Consider the following 20248-nt stretch of genomic DNA (forward strand, 5'->3'; position numbering starts at 1 on the left):
TGACGATGCTCCCAGCTGTCAGACCTGTTCCAATTCGACCAGACAGCCGTTGAAATCCTTGGGGTGCAGGAACAGCACCGGCTTGCCATGCGCGCCGATCTTTGGCTCGCCAGAACCCAACACGCGGGCACCTGTGGCCTTCAGATGGTCACGGGCGGCCAGAATGTCATCGACCTCGTAGCAGATGTGATGGATGCCGCCCGCCGGGTTCTTTTCAAGGAAACCCTTGATCGGGCTGTCCTCCCCCAAAGGAAAAAGCAGTTCGATCTTGGTGTTGGGCAATTCGATGAACACGACAGTTACACCGTGGTCGGGTTCGTCCTGGGGTGCGCCAACGGATGCACCCAGCGCCGAGCGATACTGAGCGCAGGCAGCCTCCAGATCCGGGACGGCAATGGCGACGTGATTCAGGCGACCGATCATCGGGAAATCTCCGTGGTTGTTTTGCCGCTTATGCATGGGGCGGGTGGTAGCGCGCAAGCAGGCTGCGTCCATTAACCGCTCATTAGGGCTGTTCAGGGCAGAGTGCGGAGGTCCGAATAGGAGGTTGCCATGGATGAACTGGACAAGATTGACCTGAGCCGACTGCCCACTGCCACGCGGCCCCTGCTTGGCCTGACCGTGCTGGTGGTCGAAGACAGCCGTTATGCGTGTGAGGCGATGCGCCTGATGTGTCTGCGCAGCGGGGCGCGTTTGCGCCGTGCAGATTGTCTGAAATCCGCGCGGCGACACCTTCAGGTTTACCGCCCCTCGGTGGCCATCGTGGATATGGGGCTGCCGGACGGGTCCGGGGCCGATCTGATCGCGGAAATGGCGGGGGCGATGCCGCGTGTCGATGTCATCCTTGCCATCAGCGGTGATGATTTCGCCGAGACGGTGGCAATCGCGGCCGGTGCCGACGGTTTCCTGGCCAAGCCCCTTAGCGGTGTGTCACTGTTTCAGTCCGCAGTACTGGCTCACCTTCCAGCCGAGCGCAGGCCGGCGGGTCTGCGAACGGTTTCTGACGAGATCATCGTCCCGGATCCGGTCGCCTATCGCGACGATATGGCCCATGCCGCAGACGTGCTGAGCGATGCCTGTGACGATCGCAGCATCGCCTATGTCGTGCAGTTCCTGTCCGGGGTCGCGCGCAGTGCCGGGGATTCCACGCTTCTGGATGCAGCCGATGCTCTGGCGATATCACGCGAGAAGGGGCAACCGGTGCAGTCGCTGGCGGCATCGCTTGCAGGTTTGGTACAGGAAAGGTTGAGCGAAAGGGTGGCGATCTGATCAGAGCGCCAATGCGGGATCATCCGCGAAACGCACAGGTTTCGTCAGATCGCTAAGCCGTGTTTTCTGCTGCCCGTCGGCCGCAAAGTTGTCAGGGTCCAGCCAGGTGTCAAAGGCGGTTTGCAACGCGGGCCACTCCTTGTCGATCATGGCAAACCACGCGGTATCACGGTTGTGGCCCTTGACCACAGTGGCCTGTCTGAACACGCCCTCATAGCTGAAACCCAGCCGCTGCGCCGCGCGGCGCGACCCCATATTCAGTGCGTCACACTTCCATTCAAAGCGCCGATACCCGGCCTCGAACGCGTGGCGCATCATCAAGTAGATCGCTTCAGTTGCGGCGCGGGTGCCTTGCAGCGCCGGCGCAAGGTTGATGTGTCCGACTTCGATAGAGCCTGCTTGCGGGGTGATCCGTAGATAAGCGGCGACACCTCCCCAGCGGCCCGCGTCATTGTCGTGGATGGCATAGAAGGACGGGTCGTCCAGCCCTTCGACACTTCGCAACCATTCGGCATAGTGTTCCAGGGACGAAAATGGCCCGTATGGCAGATAGTCCCAGACCGCATCATTCCCGTGATAGGCATCAAATAACGCGGCTGCGTGGCGGCCCGTGCGCAGCGGCTCCAGCAGGCAATACCGTCCATTCATCGGCGCGGCCGCAGGGCGCGGGGGCGGCGACCAGCCTTCGATGGTCTCGCGGTGCCTGTACGGATTGCTCATCCAAGGCCCTTTGCGATGAAATGTGACATCAGGAACATTCTGCATTTCTGGCGCAGAACCGTGCGACTTTCCATGACAAAATAGCCCCAGCCTGGTTGACTGCACATGGTTGGGTGACTTGGGAATTGGCGTTGGTACGGTACGGATGGGACGGGGTCATAGCACCAGATGCGGGTTGCTTCCCATTTCAAGCCCCGGAAATATGATGCTTTCCAGATCACTGACCGACGTCCCGAACAGTTCGCGCATCAGCCATCCGGCATGCGCGCGCACGTCGCGGGTGGGCATCAGGTCCCGCCGCTTGTAAAGCGCGCTTTCTTCCAGTCCCGGCCAATCGGTCACCACCCGGCCTCCCCGAATTGCGCCGCCGGCCATGATCATGGCACCGGCGGTGCCGTGATCCGTGCCGTTGGATCCGTTGAGGCGGACCGTCCGTCCGAACTCTGTCATCGCGACAATGGCCGTTTTGTCCCAGACCGGCCCCAGTCCTGACTTCAACTCCAGAATCACTTGTGCCAACCGGCCCAATGCTTTGTTCAGTCCCTTGTATTGCTGAGCATGCGTGTCCCACCCGTTCAAAGAAAAAGACGCGATGCGGGTGGCACCGCGCAGCTGTTGCGCTGCAAATTCGGCAATCTTGGTTTCCGTCCCGCCACGCGTCGCCGCCAGCATGTTCTGCTGCATCTCGGCGAGTATCTCGCTTTCGCTGGCAAGGCTGCGCACCGGGTCTCCGTCCGACCCGGCAAGACCGTAAGCCTCTTTCAGGGCCGCGGAAAACAGAGGATCCTCGGCCATAACCATTTCCGCCAGCAACATGGCCTGCGGGCTGAGTTGCAGATCACTGTCGGGCGACCAGTTGGACACAGGGGCCGAACCGGACAGAACCGCCATATTGTCGCGCCCGATGGCAAAGGCCGAGCGCGTGGTGAGACCCGGCATCGTCGTCATCATCCGGTTCAGCCAACCGTCCCGCGCCAACCCCTGTGCCAGATCGGGTGTTCCGGCCTCCAGCAGGTCCTGCCCGTCGAAATGGCTGCGCTTGTCGCGATACGGCGTCGAGACCGCGTGAACGAAGCCCAATTGTTCGGCATGCCACAAAGGCATCAATGGGCGGAGCGCGGGATGAATGGCAAAGAACCCATCCAGATCGACCGGTCCGGTGTCCGAGACCATGGGGTGATGGCCGCGCAAGGCGCGATAGGCCGGATCGCCATAGGGGCGTACCACGCCGATACCGTCCATGCCGCCGCGCAGGATGATCACGATCAGTCGGTTGTCACCGGGGGCGGCTGCAAAGGTCATCGGCGTCAACAGCGGGCTGGCCGCAGCCGAACATCCAAGGGCTGCCGAACGTGTCAGAAAGGCGCGGCGGGTAAGGGGGCGTTGCGACATCGGATTGCCTTTATTGGCGTTGAAATGCGGGGGAGGCGAGGATCAGGCCGATGCCATCCGCGCGGCTTTCGGCAGCCTTGGCGGCAAAGGCGGTGGCCGCGCTGCTGCGCGTCCCAAGCGCCGTGCGGACAAAGTCGCGCGGGTCGGGCAGGTCCGGGCGCAGCACTTGCGGCACGGCCACGGCCCATTGCAGGCGTGCGGCAATGCCTTGCGGCGTCACCCATTGCCTGTCTTCCTCTGGCCATCCATCGGGGCCTTCGGGACGCTCCCATATCTGGCCCATCAGCCCCATCGGCTGGATGATGTTAAGCTGAAGCGCGCGTTCGTCGAACCCCGCGATCAGCTCCGGCGCAACGGCGAGCGCACGGCAGGCGGAGCTGACGAAATCAATCGGTTGCTTGATGTTGCCTGCCGGGACCCAGGCGTCGGGGTGATTGAGCAGGGTTTCATACACCTGCATCAAATCTCCACGGCTGTCATCGTAGCGCCGCGTCATCGCAACGACCAGCGCCTCTGTCGGAGTGTCGGATACGAAATGCACGGCAAGCTTCCAACACAGGTGCCGGGCTGTCGCGGGGTGGCGGGCAAGATCGCGCAGCGCAGCATGGACATCGCGCAGCCGCGCCGGATCGCCGCCATATTCCTTGCCAAGCACTGTCTCCGCGCCAGGTTCGGCGAAATGCTTGTTGAACTTGAACCCGGCGCGGATCTGAAAGGTCAGCCCGGTAAAAAGCTCTGCCAGTTGGCGCACATCTTGTTGTGTATATGGCCCGTCAACGCCAAGCGTGTGCAGTTCCAATACCTCGCGGGCAAGGTTTTCGTTCAGCCCGGTGTTCTTTTTCCGCCGCGTGGCCACGGCGCTGTTCGGCCCCACAGAGTTTTGCTGGTCAAGGTAATGCAAGAACAACGGATGCTTCACCGCAGCGATCAAAAGCTCTTCAAACCGGCCGGTCAGATGCGGGCGGATGGCATCCTCGATATAGGGAGAGGTGGCGCGACGCAGCACGCCGGTCTTGCCTCGTGCCGTAAAGTGATCGCCCCAGAAATGCGCCAACCTTTCGCGAAATCCGTCTTCGGTCCAGGTGCGCCGCATCAATGTTTGCCCAAACCAACCGGCCGCGTCGATTCGCGCGGTTTGATTCAGGCGTCGGATCGCCTTTGTTGCCGCACGGGATGCGGGCGATCCGCGATCCTTGCGACGGATTGCGGACTGGCGCGCGCGCTCCAGCATCCGGCCCTGAAAGGTCTCGAACGATTCGATGGGAAAGCGGGCGGCCATGTCATCGGGGCCGGAAAGCGCGGCGAGTATTGCTTTGGTTGATTTTGCAGGGGCCAGCACAGGCGATAGCCCGCAGCCAAAGCGAATTTCTGCCAGATCTGGGTCGAAGGACAAGACGGAACCTGCATCATGTTGTTGCTGAGCCTAGCGTGAATATAGCACCGCCAAAACGACATTACATCTGTCCTGATCGCCGTGTCGGCGTTCCGCCGCCGAAGCCTTGCGGGAACGAATTTCGGGTGGGGGGCGTTTGCCTGCCATATCGAATTCGGAGGACAAGACATGCCATCTATCTACGACGCCATCCGAGAAGATCACAACCTGCATCGCGACCTTCTTGACCGGATTGCAGACACGTCAGGCGCAAGCGAGGAACGCAAGACCGCCTGGGACGCATTCTACCGCGAGATCAAATCCCATTCGGCGGCTGAGGAAGAAACGTTTTATTCCAAATTGATGCAGCAAACCTGGGGGCAGGATGCGGCGCGCCATTCGGTGCATGAGCATGCACAGATGGACGAAATGCTGGAAGAGCTGCGCGAGATGGATTTCTCATCGACCGGTTGGCTGACGCGGTTCAAGACGCTGAAACACGATTACGAACATCACATGGAAGAGGAAGAACAGGACGTTTTCAAACGGGCCAGGCAAGTGATCGGAGAAGAAGAAAATGACGCTTACGGCGAACGGTTCCTCAAGCGAAAATCGCAAGAGGCCGAACTGATCCCTGAAAAACGTGCAGATGCGCTCGAAGATTGATCGGAGCTATTGGTCGACAAGAGCGTATCCCGCCCCGGACTGGATCCGGGGCCTCTTGTTCGATTGGGCAAGCTTTACGGCGAGGCCCCGGGTCAAGCCCGGGGCACTCTCCAGATGAACGAAGCCATCGCCACTTTGGCGGTAGTGTGGCCTGACAACACTGCCGTTGTCTATCTGTGCTGATTTCAGGTGTCTAGTGGGATCACGCGCAGCGACAGTTCCATCAACTGGTCTGACGTCGGTTCCGACGGGGCGTTCATCATCAGGTCTTCGGCGCGCTGGTTCATCGGGAACATGATGACCTCGCGGATATTGGCCTCGTCCGCCAACAGCATCACGATCCGGTCGATACCGGCCGCGCAGCCGCCATGGGGCGGCGCGCCAAAGCGGAACGCATTGACCATGCCGCCAAAGCGTTTTTCAACCTCATCCTTGCCGTAGCCCGCGATTTCGAACGCCTTGAACATGATCTCGGGGCGGTGGTTCCGAATGGCACCCGACACCAGCTCATAGCCGTTGCAGGCAAGGTCATACTGATAGCCCAGAACATCCAGCGGGTCGCCGTCCAGCGCCTCCATCCCGCCCTGCGGCATCGAAAACGGGTTGTGTTCGAAGTCGATCTTGCCGGCTTCCTCGTCCTTTTCGTAGATCGGGAAATCCACGATCCATGCAAAGGCAAACCGGTCCTTGTCGGTCAGGCCGAGTTCCTCGCCGATGACATTGCGCGCACGTCCCGCGACGGTTTCGAACGCCTTGGGCTTGCCGCCCAGGAAGAAGGCCGCGTCGCCAATGCCAAGGCCCAACTGCTGACGGATCGCTTCGGTCCGTTCGGGGCCGATGTTCTTGGCCAGAGGGCCTGCTGCTTCCATGCCGCCTTCGATCTCGCCGGATTTCAGCTTGGCTTGCGCTTCCTTGACCGTGATACCTTGTTCCTGTGCAACGGCATCAGCCGTCTTTTCACGCCAGAAGATATAACCCATTCCGGGCAGACCTTCTTTTTGAGCGAAGGCGTTCATCCGGTCACAGAATTTACGGCTGCCGCCGGTGGGCGCAGGGATGGCGCGGATCTGGGTGCCGTCCTGTTCCAGCAGCTTGGCGAAGATGGCAAAGCCGGAGCCAGCGAAATGTTCCGACACCACCTGCATCTTGATCGGGTTGCGCAGGTCCGGCTTGTCCGACCCGTACCAAAGCGCCGCGTCACGATAGCTGATCTGCGGCCAGTCTGCGGCCGCGTCGACCTTGCGGCCATCGCCGAATTCCTCGAACACGCTGGCGATCACGGGGCTTATCGTATCAAACACGTCTTGCTGGCTGACAAAGGACATTTCCATGTCCAACTGATAGAAATCAGTGGGCGAGCGGTCTGCGCGCGGGTCTTCGTCGCGGAAACAGGGCGCGATCTGGAAATACTTGTCAAAGCCCGAGACCATGATCAGCTGTTTGAACTGCTGTGGTGCTTGGGGCAGCGCGTAGAACTTGCCCGGATGCAGACGCGACGGCACCAGAAAGTCGCGCGCACCCTCGGGGCTGGAGGCGGTGATGATCGGCGTCTGGTACTCGCGGAACTTCCGGTCCCACATCTGCTGGCGCAAGCTGCGCACCACGTCCGAGCGCAGGGTCATGTTGCGCTGCATCGCCTCGCGCCGCAGGTCGAGGTAGCGATAGCGCAGGCGGGTTTCCTCGGGGTATTCCTGATCGCCGAACACGATCAACGGCAATTCCTCGGCTGCGCCCAGAACCTCGATCTCGCGGACAAAGACCTCGATCTCGCCAGTGGGCAGCTTCGGGTTGATCAGGCTTTCGTCGCGGGCCTTTACGTCGCCGTCGATGCGGATGCACCATTCGCTGCGCACTTTCTCGACCTCGGCAAAGGCCGGGCTGTCGGGATCGCAGATCAGTTGGGTGATGCCGTAATGGTCGCGCAGGTCGATGAACAGCACGCCGCCGTGGTCGCGGATGCGATGAACCCAGCCCGAGAGCCGAACTGTCCGGCCCACATGGTCCTTGTTCAGCCCTTCGCAGGTATGGCTGCGGTATGCGTGCATGTCATTGCCTCTTCGAATGGATGGTTTGCGCGTCGGTACACCCGCGATAGGGCGGGAAGTCAAGCCAAACGCCCCGCGATTTTGCGCGAAATCGCCCGCATCCGCTGTGTTTGGGCGCTGAAATGTAATTCTACCTATCTGCGGCACCTTGTTGGCGCGCAAGATGCAAGCCAGCGGGCAGAGACAAAGACCGTGCAGGATTTGACTTGTGGGGCCGCGCCTGTGTACTGAGACGCGGCCCGAGCCTGCGCGTCGGGCTATTGTGATTTGTCTGTTTGCGGTGCCCACACCAATACGAAAAAGCGCGTCGTTTGGGGCTTGAACGTCAAGTTGCGATCTCTATAACCCACGACAATTTGCGCCTTGGGGTGCGACTCCCCGCACCCTGAGCCCCGCCAACGCTGAAAGAGGTCTGACCATGCCAAAACGCACCGATATTTCATCAATAATGATTATCGGCGCCGGCCCCATCGTGATTGGTCAGGCGTGTGAGTTCGACTATTCCGGCGCACAGGCCTGCAAGGCGCTTCGGGAAGAAGGCTACCGGGTGATCCTGGTAAACTCCAACCCCGCCACAATCATGACAGACCCAGGCTTGGCCGATGCAACCTATATCGAGCCGATCACGCCAGAGACCGTCGCCAAGATCATCGAAAAAGAACGGCCCGACGCGCTCTTGCCGACGATGGGTGGCCAGACCGGCCTGAACACCTCGCTCAAGCTGGAAGAAATGGGGGTTCTGGCGAAATACGGGGTCGAGATGATCGGCGCCAAGCGCGAGGCCATCGAGATGGCCGAAGACCGCAAACTGTTCCGCGAGGCGATGGACCGGATCGGGCTGGAAAACCCCAAAGCCACCATCATCACCGCGCCCAAAGGCGCGAAGGATAAGGTGGATCTGAACGCCGGGGTGCAACTGGCGCTTGATGCGCTTGAAGAGATCGGACTGCCGGCGATCATCCGGCCCGCTTATACGCTGGGCGGCACCGGCGGTGGCGTGGCCTATAATCGCGAGGATTACATCCATTATTGCCGCACCGGTATGGATGCCTCGCCGGTAAACCAGATCCTTGTGGACGAGTCGCTGCTGGGTTGGAAAGAGTTCGAGATGGAGGTTGTCCGCGACAAGGCGGATAATGCGATCATCGTCTGTGCCATCGAAAACGTCGATCCGATGGGCGTGCATACCGGCGACAGCATCACCGTGGCACCGGCGCTGACGCTGACTGACAAGGAATACCAGATCATGCGCAACGGCTCTATTGCCGTGCTGCGCGAGATCGGGGTCGAGACTGGCGGGTCGAACGTGCAATGGGCGATCAACCCCGAAGACGGCCGCATGGTGGTGATCGAGATGAACCCGCGCGTGTCGCGGTCCTCGGCACTGGCATCCAAGGCGACAGGGTTCCCGATTGCCAAGATCGCCGCGAAACTGGCCGTGGGCTTTACGCTGGACGAGCTGGACAATGACATCACCAAGGTCACGCCCGCCAGCTTCGAGCCGACCATTGACTATGTCGTCACCAAGATCCCCAAGTTCGCGTTCGAAAAGTTTCCGGGCAGCGAACCGCATCTGACCACCGCGATGAAATCGGTGGGCGAGGCGATGGCCATCGGCCGCACCATCCACGAGTCGCTGCAAAAGGCGCTGGCGTCGATGGAATCCGGGCTGACCGGCTTTGACGAGGTAGACATCGAAGGCGCGCCCGAAAAATCCGCTGTCATCAAGGCAATCGGCAAGCAGACACCCGACCGGATGCGCACTATTGCTCAGGCGATGCGTCACGGGCTGAGCGACGATGAAATCCACGGCGTCACCATGTTCGATCCGTGGTTCCTGGCCCGCATCCGCGAGATCGTCGAGGCCGAGGACGTCGTGCGTGAAACCGGCTTGCCGACCGATGAGGAAGGCATGCGGGACCTCAAGATGATGGGCTTTACGGACGCGCGTCTGGCCAAGCTGACAGGATTTTCCGAAAAGGACGTGCGCAATCGGCGCCACGCGCTTGGCGTCACCGCCGTGTTCAAACGCATTGATACCTGTGCCGCCGAATTCGAGGCGCAGACGCCTTATATGTACTCCACCTACGAGGCCCCCATGATGGGCGAGGTAGAATGCGAGGCCCGCCCATCCGATCGCAAGAAGGTTGTCATTCTTGGCGGCGGTCCCAACCGGATCGGGCAGGGGATCGAGTTTGATTATTGCTGCTGTCACGCCTGTTTTGCGCTGACTGATCAGGGTTACGAGACCATCATGGTCAACTGCAACCCGGAAACCGTCTCGACCGACTATGACACATCTGACCGACTGTATTTTGAACCGCTGACCTTCGAGCATGTGATGGAGATCATGCGCGTGGAGCAGCAGAACGGCACGCTGCATGGCGTGATCGTGCAATTCGGCGGGCAGACCCCGCTGAAGTTGGCAAACGCGCTGGAGGCAGAGGGCATTCCGATCCTCGGCACCACACCGGACGCCATCGACCTTGCCGAAGACCGCGAGCGTTTTCAGGCGCTGGTCAATCAGTTGGGCCTGAAACAACCGCGCAACGGCATCGCCTCGACCGACGCGCAGGCACTGGCAATCGCCGACGATATCGGCTTCCCGCTGGTGATCCGTCCGTCCTATGTGCTGGGCGGCCGCGCGATGGAGATCGTGCGCGATATGGCGCATCTGGAACGCTACATCAAAGAGGCCGTGGTCGTGTCGGGTGACAGCCCCGTCTTGCTGGACAGCTACCTGTCGGGTGCCGTGGAATGCGACGTTGACGCGATTTCCGATGGTAAACAGGTGCATGTCGCGGGCATCATGCAGCATATCGAAGAGGCCGGAGTGCATTCGGGCGACAGTGCATGTTCGCTGCCGCCCTATTCGCTGTCCGACGAGATCATCGCGGAACTGAAGGTCCAGACAGAAGCGCTGGCGCTTGCGCTGAACGTCGTGGGGCTGATGAACGTGCAATTTGCCGTCAAGGACGGCGACATCTACCTGATCGAGGTGAACCCCCGCGCCAGCCGCACCGTACCGTTTGTTGCCAAGGCGACGGACTCGGCCATCGCCTCCATCGCCGCGCGGGTCATGGCCGGCGAACCGCTGTCCAACTTCCCGATGCGGGCACCATATCCAGCGGATGCAGGCTATGACGATGTGCTGCCACTGGGCGACCCGATGACACTGGCCGATCCGAACATGCCGTGGTTCAGCGTGAAAGAGGCGGTGCTGCCCTTCGCGCGCTTCCCCGGCGTGGACACGATTCTGGGGCCGGAAATGCGTTCTACAGGCGAGGTCATGGGCTGGGACCGGTCCTTCCCGCGGGCCTTCCTCAAGGCGCAGATGGGGGCGGGCGTGATTTTGCCGGACGAAGGCAACGTGTTCTTTTCGATCAAGGATAATGACAAGACGCCGGAACTGGTTGAAACCGCGCAGGTGCTTGTGGATCTGGGTATGAAGATCATTGCGACGCGCGGCACAGCGGCCTTCCTTGAGCAGCACGGCATCGACTGTCAGGTGGTCAACAAGGTTTACGAGGGCCGGCCCAACATCGTCGATATGATGAAGGACGAACAGATCGCGCTGGTGATGAACACGACCGAAGGCGCGATGGCCGTCGAAGATAGTCGCGAAATCCGGTCCGTCGCGCTTTATGACAAGATCCCCTATTACACGACTGCGGCGGGGGCGCATGCCACGGCGCTGGCGATGAAGGAACGCGGCGAGGCTGACCTTGTGGTAAAACCCCTGCAAGGCTGACGCCCGCACCTGACTTTCCAGAATGGCCGGGGGCGCTTGTGCCCGGCCATTTGCGTTATCTCGTGCGTTTGATTTCTCACGCCCGGATCACGAGTTCGCGAGATCCGGAAATTATCTGAGTTTTCCTGAAACTCTGCCCAAGCCCGCTCGTGACTTCGTGCAGAGATCATCAACAGGAGGACTCACCATGGCCCATTTGGCCTCAAGCTACACATCCTTTGAAACCTTTCTGAAGGGCGCGGATGCGTTCTGGTCGGTCGATCTGGCCGCGCTGAATTCCTCTGGCGTGACCGGTAATGCCGTATTGGCAATGGCCACCGAAGACGATGGCACCCGCTATCTGAATGTGTCCATCGCCGCTGAAGGGCTGGCCCCGTCGGTAACCCACCTCCAGCATATCCACGGACTGTTTGACGAAGATGGAAACCCGATCGATTCCACCACGCCCGGCCTGACAGAAGATGCCGATCTGGACGGCATGGTTGAGGTTCTCGAAGGTCTGACAAAATATGGTGACATCCTGTTGCCGCTGGTTTCACCCGAAGGTGGCGCATCGCCGATGGCAGATGTGAACGGGGAGTTGTCGTTCCTTCAGTCCTATAATCTGGAAGACGATTCCAACTTCTTCAGCCCGGTAACTTCGAACGATTACACCTCTGACGACATCATGCCTCTGTCCCTGCGCGAGATTGTTCTGCACGGGGTTGAAGTGCCTACGGGTATCGGCTCCGGCACGGGTGGCGAAGTTGATGGCAACCAGAATGGCCTTGTCACACTGCTACCTGCTGCGGCGGGCGAGATCGAACAGATCGATCTGACCCAAGCGCTTGATATCCTCGAAGACCAGCGGGCCGATGCCAGCGACATCTTCATCTTTGGTGCCGGTGCTGACGTGTTCGACGCGGGAGCAGGGGATGACGTGCTGCGCGGTGGTGACGGGAATGATACGCTTTCCGGCGGCACCGATGACGACTTCATTGACGGTGGCGCGGGTGATGACGTGCTCGACGGCGGGGCAGGTACGGATCATCTGATTGGCGGCACGGGCAATGACCGTCTGACCGGCGGCGGCGGCAGTGACCGTCTTGTTGGTTTGGACGGCAACGACATCCTGACAGGAAACGATTTCGGTGACCAGCTGCTGGGCGGCAATGGTGATGACTTCCTCAACGGTGGTTTCGGATTTGACCGTCTGAACGGCGGCGACGGTGCCGACAGCTTCTTCCATGCCGGAACGAAAAAGCACGCGACAGATTGGGTGGCTGATTACGATGCCTCTGAAGGCGACCTTCTGGTCTATCGCAAGGGCGCGCAAGCCAGCGACTTCGCCGTTAACTTCGGAAACACGCCGGGGGCGGGTGACGGCGATGTCGACGAAGCGTTCGTCGTTCACCAACCTTCAGGCATGATCCTGTGGTCATTGGTCGATGGCGGCGCACAGGACGAGATCAACTTGCAGATCGGCGGCGAAGTCTACGACCTTCTAGGCTGACCGTTTGCGCGGGAAACAATTCTCGAAAACAGCGAGAGGGCACCGGGTCAGGTGCCCTTTTTCCTGCGATCAGCGATCGACCTAAATTTGCGTCAGCTCGTCCGATCAAGGAACGGCGAAAAAGGGTGGGGATTATCCAACCCGACATCTGACCGGGCAGGATGCTAGAAGTTGATCGTGACGTCGGGCAGTTTCAGCGCCTTCAGCAGATCGCGCAGTTCCTGACGCGCAGCGATATTGGAAATGTTAAGCTGCTTGACCCCGATATCCTTGAGGTCCAGCAGGGTCAGCCCGCGTGGAAACAGCTCGCGGAATACCACCCGTTCGTTAAAACCAGGGGAGACGCGAAACCCGATCCGTTTCGACAGCCGGTCCAGCGCTTGTTCCATTTTCTGCTTGTTGACCATGTTTTGTGAACCCAGGCGATTGCGCAGCACCACCCAGTCGATCGGCTTCAGCCCAGCCTGAGCACGCAACTGCCGCGCATTCCACACCATTTCAGAATAGACCGAAGGACCCTTGATCGTGGTTCCGTTGGCATCCGTCTGGGCCAACAAATCAAAATCCACGAAACTGTCATTCAAGGGCGTGACCAGTGTATCGGCCAGCGAATGGGCAACCTGGCTAAGCCGGGTGTGCGAGCCGGGACAGTCGATCAGGATGAAGTCGCTTTTGCTTTCCAGTTCGGCAATGGCGGCGGACAGGCGGTGATCATAGATGTTTTCGCCTTCCGGAATGTTCGCTGGATCAATATCCGGAAGTTGCATGAAATTCGGCGTCGGAAGGTCCAGACCTTCATGGGCAAGAAATTCACGCCGATTCAACGTGTAGCGCCCGAATGTCTGCTGGCGCAGATCAAGATCCAGCGCGCCGACCGTATGGCCCAGCCTGACAAGGGCCGTCGCCACATGCATCGACACGGTAGACTTGCCCGCGCCGCCCTTTTCATTCCCCACTACGATAATATGCGCCACTGACCGACCCTTGTCTTTGAACCCACATGTTTGGCTGTGGTGCCTTTGCGAACACTCTATCTTGCGTGATTTCCCAAGAAAAGGGCCGCAAGACCTTGTCACCAACCGAATGTCGTGACGTGGCCGCCGGGCCGCAACTCTAGCAGCAGTCACGATGGGCATTTGTTGGAATAGACGAACGGAGGCAGCAAAGAAAAACGCCGCCCCAGATGGAGCGGCGTTCTGCAAATTCGATTGAACGAAAGCTTCAGAAGCCAAGGCCCTCGTATTTCTTCTTGAACTTGGTGACGCGGCCACCGGTGTCCATCAGACGCGATGTGCCACCGTTCCAGGCAGGGTGCACCGAAGGGTCGATGTCCAGTGAAAGCTGATCGCCTTCCTTGCCCCAGGTGGAGCGCATTTGTACGACGGTACCATCGGTCATCTTGACGTTGATCTCGTGGTATTCGGGGTGAATGTCTTTTTTCATCTCGCCGATCCTTACGCCTGAGCGCCCGCTTTGGGCTTGTAGTTTGCGACTTCCGCAATCCGGGCCGACTTGCCGCGACGGGTGCGCAGATAGTACAGCTTCGCACGGCGCACACGGCCGCGACGCACCACGGTGATGCTGTCGATATTGGTCGAGAACAGCGGGAATACGCGTTCCACGCCTTCGCCAAAGGAAATCTTGCGGACGGTGAACGATCCGGCAATGCCGTGGCCGTTCTTGCGGCTGATGCAAACGCCTTCGTAGTTCTGAACCCGTGTGCGGGTCCCTTCCGTCACTTTATAGCCGACACGGATCGTGTCTCCGGCTTTGAAATCGGGAACGTCTTTCCCGAGGGAAGCGATCTGTTCCGCCTCCAGTTGAGCGATGAGGTCCATTGACCTACTCCTATGTTGCCTGCGGTTGTTCCGCAAAGTTCTGTCGCGTCCTCAGAGCTCTTGGTCTTCTTCCGGGTCCCTGTTGTGCGCCGCACACCAAGCCCGCCAGAGGTCAGGTCGTCGTTCCTTGGTCAGCCTTTCGGCCATGTCCCGCTGCCAGTCCGCAATCTTCGCGTGATGGCCTGACAGAAGAATGTCAGGTATGTCGCGACCGTTCCAGACAGTTGGACGTGTGTACTGGGGGTGTTCCAGAAGGCCATGGGAGAAGGACTCCTCTTCCGTGGACGCCTGATTCCCAAGCACGCGGGGTATAAGCCGGACCGTGGCGTCAATCAAGGCCTGAGCGGCAATCTCTCCGCCGGTCATGACAAAGTCGCCCAATGAGACCTCGGTGATGCCGTAATGGTCGATGACACGTTGATCGAGACCCTCAAAACGGCCGCAGATCAGTGTCACGCCGTCTGTCCGGCTAAGGCTGCGGGCCATCGACTGATCAAACGGGCGTCCACGCGGCGAAAGATAGATCAGAGGAGCATTGCCGCGGGTCCTGGATTGCGCATGCTCGATCGCGGCACCCATGACATCGGCGCGCAGGACCATGCCCGCACCGCCGCCCGATGGCGTGTCATCGACATTGCGGTGCTTGCCCTCGCCAAAGCGACGCAGGTCGATTGCGTCAAGCTGCCACAACCCTTCTTTCAGCGCCTTGCCGGTCAAAGACCCGCCGAGAACACCGGGGAACAGTTCCGGGAAGAGCGTGATGACTCGCGCCACCCATGCGCCCCGAAGCTCTGGTGTGTGGGTCATCAGCTCTTGCGGCTTGAGCGAGGCGCGGATGGTCTTGCGTCCGTGGGATTTTGGCTGGTCAGTCATAAGGCGCTGCATAGGGGCTTTGTGCGGGCTTGGGAATGCCTATTGCGTCGGTAAAGGGACGCGTCGGTGCGTCGCGGAACAGCGGCGCTGGTGTCTAAAATCCGCACATGGTTCGGCACTGCACAGTTTCTGTCGAACTGGCCTTGCACAAGGCTGGAGGGCCATGGCTTGGCGGATGTCAGAACAGGCCGTCAGGCGGGTCGGCAACGATGCGGCCAGAGGCGATATCCACCGTCGGCACGCTGGCCATCGTGAAGGGCAGGAGCACGGTTTCGCTCTGCCCCGAGGCCTGAATTTCCAGAAGATCTGCGGCACCGTGGTTGAGCACCGCTTTCACGCGGCCAAGCTCTGTCCCGCCGGTGTCATGCACCGTGAGGCCGATCAGGTCGGCATGGTAATATTCGTCATCGGGAAGGGACGGCAGGCGGTCGCGTGGCGCGAACAGCCTGGTGCCGCGCAGGGCGTCGGCCTGTTCCTTGGTGAGGATGCCAGACATCTGCGCGGCAAAGCCGTTCTTGACGGGGCGGGTCAGGGTGATGTCAAAGCTCTGCTTGCCGTCTTCCGTGCAGAGCGGCGCGTAGTCGGCAATGTCCTCAGGGTCAGCGGTGAAGCTTTTCAGGCGCACCTCGCCCTTGACACCAAAGGCACCCGCGATGGCCCCGACACAGATCAGATCGCTCATTTGATTGCCCCGACGCAATGGCCTTGTCGCATTTGCCCGGCCCCTTGCGTGCATTGTTCTGCCGCGTTGTTACGTTCGAACATCACGCCCGCAGCAAAGGCGAGAAGCGTGAAGATGGCAAGACGCAATAAGCGGAACATTTGGAAACCCGATAGGCTGGGGATGGGATCGGCGCTTTTTCAGCATGGCTGAAAATCGCCCCGCCCACCATCCCCGGCGGCACCCGCTTATTCTGCGGAGGCTTCTTCTTCGGCTGGTGCTGCAGCGGCTTCGGCTGCGGCGCTCGCCTTGGCGGTTTTTTCCTCGGCACGGTCCTGGGCTTTCTTGCCCGGAACAGCTTTCTTGGGGTTGCTGCGCTCTTTCTTGTCCAGAACGCCAGCGGCCTCGAGCATGCGCGACACGCGGTCGGTGACCTGCGCGCCTTCGCCCAGCCAATGCTTGACACGGTCAATGTCCATCTTGACGCGCTCTTCGCTGTCTTTGGCCAGCAGGGGGTTATAGGTGCCCAGCTTCTCGATGAAGCGGCCGTCGCGCGGCATGCGGGTGTCGGTCACGACGATGCGGTAGAAGGGGCGCTTTTTGGAACCGCCACGGGCGAGACGAATTTTGGTAGCCATTGAGTTTCTCCTTTGAATGGCAGGGGTCGGCGGGGTGGTCCCGCCTTACGATTTGTGTTGTTCGTGGTGTTTGATGACTTCCTGAATCACGAAATTCAGGAATTTGGCGGCGAATTCCGGGTCGAGATCGGCCTGCGTCGCCAAGTCTTGCAACCGCTCGATCTGCTGCGATTCGCGGGCAGGGTCAGAGGGCGGAAGGTCGTGCTCTGCCTTCAGCACACCCACGGCTTGGGTGTGCTTGAAGCGTTCAGCCAGAGTGAAAACGAGGATCGCGTCCAGCCGGTCGATGCTTTCGCGATGCGATTTCAGCAATTCGGCGGCGCGGGTCACGCTATCGGTCATGTGCGGGCCTCGGACATGGGGTGGAGATCGCGATCCGTCAATTGCAAACCTCCATGGGCTTGAGCAGCGGGTCACTGTCGTTCTGGATTTCCAGCACCGGGGTCATGCCAGCACCTCTGCCGGTCCGGGATGACGATAAAGCATCTCGTCGCCCATATGGATGTTCTTGTAGCTGCGCTCAAAGCCGGCACCCAGACGTTCGGCCAGTGCCACGGAACGCGCATTGCCGGGCACGATGTTGGAGGTCAGCGTCTTCAGCCCCAGATCCTCGTAAGCATATTGCCGGGCGCGGGTTGCAGCCTCATAGGCGATGCCGCGGCCCTCGAACCCTTCGAACACCACCCAGCCGATTTCTGGCTCTGGCCAACCTTCGGGATTCCAGATGCCGCAGATGCCTGCGGGCTGGCCGGTCTCACGGATTTCGATGGTGAAATAGCCATACCCGTGAATATGCCAATGTCCGACATTCAGGGCAAACCAGCGCCATGCGTCACCGCGGTTGGGCGACGCGCCAAAGCCGGCGGCGCGGTCCTGATCCAGAAGAAAGGCGATCATCGGTTCGATGTCACGTTCTTCCGGGCCGCGCAGAATCAGGTTTTTCGTGTCCAGCACGGGGGCTTGAGTCAGGTTCATACGCGCACTCCCGCCGCCGCAAGGCAGAGCAGGACGTCGAGATATGACGCGCGTGTATGAAAGGTGAGTCTGGGCATTACACTACTTCTTCTTGCCGAAACCGCTGAGACCGGGTGGCAGCCCGCCGCCGCCCAATCCGGGAAACTTGCCGCCTGCGCCCAACTGCTTGGCCGCCGCTTCAAGCGCCTTGGGGTCCATGCCTTGCGCCATCTGCTCTGGCGTTGGGCCGCCTTTGCCCATCATGCCTTTCATCGCCTGCTTCAGCATGCCGCCTTTGCCCATCTTGCCCATCTTCTTCATCATGTCCGCCATCTGGCGATGCATCTTCAGAAGCTTGTTGAGGTCGGACACCTCCATGCCCGCGCCGCGCGCGATGCGCTTCTTGCGGCTGGCCTGAAGCAGCGCGGGGTTGGCGCGTTCCTTCTTGGTCATCGACTGGATCAGCGCGACCTGACGCGTCAGCATCTTGTCGTCGATTCCTGCGCCGTCCATCTGTTTGGACATCTTCGCGGCACCGGGCATCATCGACATCATGCCTTCCATGCCGCCCATCTTCATCATCTGCTCAAGCTGGCTCTTCAGGTCGTTCATGTTGAACTGACCCTTGGTGAAGCGACGCATCATGCGCTCGGCCTGTTCGACCTCCAGCGTTTCCTGAGCCTTCTCGACCAGCGCAACAATGTCGCCCATGCCAAGAATACGGCCCGAGATCCGTTCCGGTTCGAACGTCTCCAGCGCGTCCATCTTTTCGCCCAAGCCCACAAAGCGGATAGGCTTGCCAGTGACGGCGCGCATCGAAAGCGCCGCACCGCCACGCCCGTCACCATCCATCCGGGTAAGGACAACGCCGGTCACGCCGATCTTGTCGTCAAATTCAGTGGCGACGTTGACCGCGTCCTGACCGGTAAGGCCATCGACCACCAGCAGCGTCTCGCGCGGGTTGGCGACATCGCGGACGGCGGCGGCCTGTGCGATCAGTTCCTCGTCAATGTGCAGACGTCCAGCGGTGTCCAGCATATAGACGTCGTATCCGCCAAGGCTGGCTTGTGTCTTGGCTCGCTTGGCGATCTGGACAGGATCCTCGCCCTTCACGATCGGCAGGGTGTCCACACCGATCTGCACACCGAGGATTTGCAGCTGCTCCATCGCGGCGGGGCGGTTGACGTCAAGCGAGGCCATCAGCACGCGCTTGCCGTCCCGTTCCTTCAGCCGCTTGGCCAGTTTCGCGGTTGTCGTGGTCTTACCCGAGCCTTGGAGACCGACCATCAGGATCGGCGCGGGCGGGTTGTCGATCTTCAGCTTGCCGGGATCTTCGTCGCCGGTCAGCACATGGACCAGCTCGTCATGCACGATCTTGACGACCTGTTGGCCGGGTGTGACCGATTTGGTCACGGCCTGACCGGTCGCCTTGTCCTGCACCGCCTTGACGAAATCGCGGGCGACGGGCAGCGAAACATCTGCCTCCAGCAGGGCGACACGCACTTCACGCAGGGCGGTCTTGACATCGTCTTCGGACAGGGCACCCTGTTTGGTAAGCCGGTCGAAAACGCCGGAGAGACGCTCGGATAGATTTTCAAACATTCCCGCGGCTCCTTCGCCCGTTTCGATATGGTCCTACAGGTAAGCAGGACCGGCCCAAATACAATTGTCCCCCGTGGGCGAAACTCGCTGACGGGGGGCGATCCCTGACCACTCAGGGACCGGAAGTATGACAGACTTCCGGATGTATGCCGCGCGGATAGGCTAAAAGGGCGTAAGGAGTCAAGTCCGCACGGTCATATCCGGCACAGGGAGGATGCGATGCGGGACGGTGTGATCTTTGTAGCGACGGGGCAGGGCTATCTCGAACTGGCAATACAGGCGGCAGAAAGTCTGCGCGCCACCAATCCGGGTTTGCCGGTGGATCTGTTTACAGATCTGCCGGATGCACCGGGGCTGGACCTTTTCGACGACGTGCATGCCACGCAGGATTCGCACACGCGCGCCAAGCTGGATTGCTTCGCCCGCGCGCGATTCGAACGGGTGTTGTATCTGGATTGTGACGTTCTGGTGCTGGCACCCCTGGGGGATCTGTTTGGGTTGGCGGATCGGTTTGCGCTGTCGCTGGCGCATGACATGCGCCGCTGTTCGCCGTTGATACGTCAGGGCCACGCTGTCACGACACCCTATGCGTTTCCGCAACTGAATTCCGGCGTCATGCTGTATCGAAATGACACAGCGATGGCGGCATTCTTTGCCGAGTGGAAACAGCGGTATGTCGAGGCCGGCATCGCGCGCGATCAGGTGACATTGAAGGATCTGTTGTGGGAAAGCGACCTGCGTTTCTATGTCCTGCCGCCGGAATTCAACCTGCGCCGCGTGACCGAGTTGGACGCTTGGGAGCCATTGGATGCCATCCCGACAATCCTGCATTCGCATCGATTGTTGCAGCATTTACGCGGGCAGGGCGCGCGCGTCACCACGTTTGAGGTCCTGCGAGAGTTGGAACGCGAGGCGCTGGAAACGGAATGGGCATCGTTGGGGGACGAGGGGCCGTGGCGGCGTTGAAATGGCCGT

Annotated in this window: 19 protein-coding genes; 5 read left to right on the forward strand and 14 right to left on the reverse strand. The window is 60.4% G+C overall.

Going from position 1 to position 20248, the window contains the following annotated elements:
- Nucleotides 1–18: 18 nt before the first annotated feature.
- On the reverse strand, nt 19–423 hold the full coding sequence (mce, locus tag B8991_RS07065) for a methylmalonyl-CoA epimerase (protein ID WP_084351792.1): 405 nt from the start codon (nt 421–423) through the stop codon (nt 19–21).
- A 129-nt stretch (nt 424–552) separates the two neighbouring features.
- Between mce and B8991_RS07070 the strand changes: the two genes are divergently transcribed.
- The gene (locus B8991_RS07070; RefSeq protein WP_084351794.1) at nt 553–1269 is read left to right on the forward strand and encodes a response regulator; all 717 of its coding nucleotides are present in this window, start codon (nt 553–555) and stop codon (nt 1267–1269) included.
- Here the strand turns inward: B8991_RS07070 and B8991_RS07075 are convergent, their stop codons facing one another.
- The 3 genes from B8991_RS07075 to B8991_RS07085 all read right to left on the reverse strand — a co-directional run bounded on the left by B8991_RS07075 (nt 1270) and on the right by B8991_RS07085 (nt 4774).
- Nucleotides 1270–1989 carry a GNAT family N-acetyltransferase gene (locus tag B8991_RS07075; RefSeq protein ID WP_084352232.1) on the reverse strand — a complete coding sequence of 240 codons (720 nt, stop codon included), beginning with the start codon at nt 1987–1989 and terminating at the stop codon, nt 1270–1272. It lies immediately after the preceding gene.
- A 156-nt stretch (nt 1990–2145) separates the two neighbouring features.
- On the reverse strand, nt 2146–3381 hold the full coding sequence (locus B8991_RS07080) for a DUF1501 domain-containing protein (protein WP_084351796.1): 1236 nt from the start codon (nt 3379–3381) through the stop codon (nt 2146–2148).
- 10 nt (nt 3382–3391) lie between these two features.
- Nucleotides 3392–4774 (reverse strand): DUF1800 domain-containing protein, encoded by a 1383-nt coding sequence (locus B8991_RS07085; RefSeq protein WP_084351798.1) that lies wholly within the window; start codon nt 4772–4774, stop codon nt 3392–3394.
- Between the two features lie 168 nt (nt 4775–4942).
- On the opposite strand from B8991_RS07085, the gene B8991_RS07090 reads away from it, so the two are divergent.
- Complete coding sequence (locus B8991_RS07090; RefSeq protein WP_084351801.1) at nt 4943–5419, forward strand: hemerythrin domain-containing protein; 477 nt, start codon at nt 4943–4945, stop codon at nt 5417–5419.
- A 185-nt stretch (nt 5420–5604) separates the two neighbouring features.
- Here the strand turns inward: B8991_RS07090 and aspS are convergent, their stop codons facing one another.
- Nucleotides 5605–7464, reverse strand: coding sequence for an aspartate--tRNA ligase (aspS, locus tag B8991_RS07095; RefSeq protein WP_084351803.1), 1860 nt, complete (start codon nt 7462–7464; stop codon nt 5605–5607).
- Nucleotides 7465–7882: 418 nt separating this feature from the next.
- Between aspS and carB the strand changes: the two genes are divergently transcribed.
- Both carB and B8991_RS07105 read left to right on the forward strand, forming a co-directional pair.
- Nucleotides 7883–11215, forward strand: a complete 3333-nt coding sequence (carB, locus tag B8991_RS07100; protein ID WP_084351806.1) for a carbamoyl-phosphate synthase large subunit — start codon at nt 7883–7885, stop codon at nt 11213–11215.
- Between the two features lie 187 nt (nt 11216–11402).
- The gene (locus tag B8991_RS07105; protein ID WP_084351809.1) at nt 11403–12707 is read left to right on the forward strand and encodes a calcium-binding protein; all 1305 of its coding nucleotides are present in this window, start codon (nt 11403–11405) and stop codon (nt 12705–12707) included.
- Between the two features lie 164 nt (nt 12708–12871).
- Here B8991_RS07105 and B8991_RS07110 read toward each other — a convergent pair whose 3' ends face one another.
- The 9 genes from B8991_RS07110 to ffh all read right to left on the reverse strand — a co-directional run bounded on the left by B8991_RS07110 (nt 12872) and on the right by ffh (nt 19273).
- Nucleotides 12872–13681 carry a division plane positioning ATPase MipZ gene (locus B8991_RS07110; protein ID WP_084351812.1) on the reverse strand — a complete coding sequence of 270 codons (810 nt, stop codon included), beginning with the start codon at nt 13679–13681 and terminating at the stop codon, nt 12872–12874.
- Nucleotides 13682–13928: 247 nt separating this feature from the next.
- Nucleotides 13929–14150, reverse strand: a complete 222-nt coding sequence (rpmE, locus tag B8991_RS07115; RefSeq protein ID WP_084351814.1) for a 50S ribosomal protein L31 — start codon at nt 14148–14150, stop codon at nt 13929–13931.
- 11 nt (nt 14151–14161) lie between these two features.
- Nucleotides 14162–14545 carry a 50S ribosomal protein L19 gene (gene rplS, locus B8991_RS07120; protein WP_084351817.1) on the reverse strand — a complete coding sequence of 128 codons (384 nt, stop codon included), beginning with the start codon at nt 14543–14545 and terminating at the stop codon, nt 14162–14164.
- Between the two features lie 51 nt (nt 14546–14596).
- Nucleotides 14597–15418 (reverse strand): tRNA (guanosine(37)-N1)-methyltransferase TrmD, encoded by an 822-nt coding sequence (gene trmD / locus B8991_RS07125; protein ID WP_084352234.1) that lies wholly within the window; start codon nt 15416–15418, stop codon nt 14597–14599.
- Nucleotides 15419–15596: 178 nt separating this feature from the next.
- On the reverse strand, nt 15597–16100 hold the full coding sequence (rimM, locus tag B8991_RS07130) for a ribosome maturation factor RimM (protein WP_084351818.1): 504 nt from the start codon (nt 16098–16100) through the stop codon (nt 15597–15599).
- A gap of 227 nt (nt 16101–16327) precedes the next feature.
- Nucleotides 16328–16717, reverse strand: coding sequence for a 30S ribosomal protein S16 (gene rpsP, locus B8991_RS07135; RefSeq protein ID WP_084351820.1), 390 nt, complete (start codon nt 16715–16717; stop codon nt 16328–16330).
- Between the two features lie 45 nt (nt 16718–16762).
- Nucleotides 16763–17059 carry a chorismate mutase gene (locus tag B8991_RS07140; RefSeq protein WP_084351822.1) on the reverse strand — a complete coding sequence of 99 codons (297 nt, stop codon included), beginning with the start codon at nt 17057–17059 and terminating at the stop codon, nt 16763–16765.
- Nucleotides 17060–17161: 102 nt separating this feature from the next.
- Entirely contained in the window at nt 17162–17692 is a 531-nt protein-coding gene (locus tag B8991_RS07145) for a GNAT family N-acetyltransferase (RefSeq protein ID WP_084351824.1), read from the reverse strand.
- 81 nt (nt 17693–17773) lie between these two features.
- On the reverse strand, nt 17774–19273 hold the full coding sequence (gene ffh / locus B8991_RS07150) for a signal recognition particle protein (RefSeq protein ID WP_084351826.1): 1500 nt from the start codon (nt 19271–19273) through the stop codon (nt 17774–17776).
- A 219-nt stretch (nt 19274–19492) separates the two neighbouring features.
- Here ffh and B8991_RS07155 point away from each other — a divergent pair, with 219 nt between their 5' ends.
- The gene (locus B8991_RS07155; protein WP_084351828.1) at nt 19493–20239 is read left to right on the forward strand and encodes a glycosyltransferase family protein; all 747 of its coding nucleotides are present in this window, start codon (nt 19493–19495) and stop codon (nt 20237–20239) included.
- The last annotated feature ends 9 nt before the right edge of the window (nt 20240–20248 follow it).

The organism is Primorskyibacter flagellatus, assembly GCF_900176485.1.
In the GTDB taxonomy this organism is placed as follows: Bacteria; Pseudomonadota; Alphaproteobacteria; order Rhodobacterales; family Rhodobacteraceae; genus Primorskyibacter; species Primorskyibacter flagellatus.

Coding starts and splice junctions, on each gene's coding strand:
- mce (WP_084351792.1), bottom strand. CDS start 423: ATGATCGGTCGCCTGAATCACGTCGCCATTGCCGTCCCGGATCTGGAG.
- B8991_RS07070 (WP_084351794.1), top strand. CDS start 553: ATGGATGAACTGGACAAGATTGACCTGAGCCGACTGCCCACTGCCACG.
- B8991_RS07075 (WP_084352232.1), bottom strand. CDS start 1,989: ATGAGCAATCCGTACAGGCACCGCGAGACCATCGAAGGCTGGTCGCCG.
- B8991_RS07080 (WP_084351796.1), bottom strand. CDS start 3,381: ATGTCGCAACGCCCCCTTACCCGCCGCGCCTTTCTGACACGTTCGGCA.
- B8991_RS07090 (WP_084351801.1), top strand. CDS start 4,943: ATGCCATCTATCTACGACGCCATCCGAGAAGATCACAACCTGCATCGC.
- aspS (WP_084351803.1), bottom strand. CDS start 7,464: ATGCACGCATACCGCAGCCATACCTGCGAAGGGCTGAACAAGGACCAT.
- carB (WP_084351806.1), top strand. CDS start 7,883: ATGCCAAAACGCACCGATATTTCATCAATAATGATTATCGGCGCCGGC.
- B8991_RS07105 (WP_084351809.1), top strand. CDS start 11,403: ATGGCCCATTTGGCCTCAAGCTACACATCCTTTGAAACCTTTCTGAAG.
- rpmE (WP_084351814.1), bottom strand. CDS start 14,150: ATGAAAAAAGACATTCACCCCGAATACCACGAGATCAACGTCAAGATG.
- rplS (WP_084351817.1), bottom strand. CDS start 14,545: ATGGACCTCATCGCTCAACTGGAGGCGGAACAGATCGCTTCCCTCGGG.
- trmD (WP_084352234.1), bottom strand. CDS start 15,418: ATGACTGACCAGCCAAAATCCCACGGACGCAAGACCATCCGCGCCTCG.
- rimM (WP_084351818.1), bottom strand. CDS start 16,100: ATGAGCGATCTGATCTGTGTCGGGGCCATCGCGGGTGCCTTTGGTGTC.
- rpsP (WP_084351820.1), bottom strand. CDS start 16,717: ATGGCTACCAAAATTCGTCTCGCCCGTGGCGGTTCCAAAAAGCGCCCC.
- B8991_RS07140 (WP_084351822.1), bottom strand. CDS start 17,059: ATGACCGATAGCGTGACCCGCGCCGCCGAATTGCTGAAATCGCATCGC.
- B8991_RS07145 (WP_084351824.1), bottom strand. CDS start 17,692: ATGAACCTGACTCAAGCCCCCGTGCTGGACACGAAAAACCTGATTCTG.
- ffh (WP_084351826.1), bottom strand. CDS start 19,273: ATGTTTGAAAATCTATCCGAGCGTCTCTCCGGCGTTTTCGACCGGCTT.
- B8991_RS07155 (WP_084351828.1), top strand. CDS start 19,493: ATGCGGGACGGTGTGATCTTTGTAGCGACGGGGCAGGGCTATCTCGAA.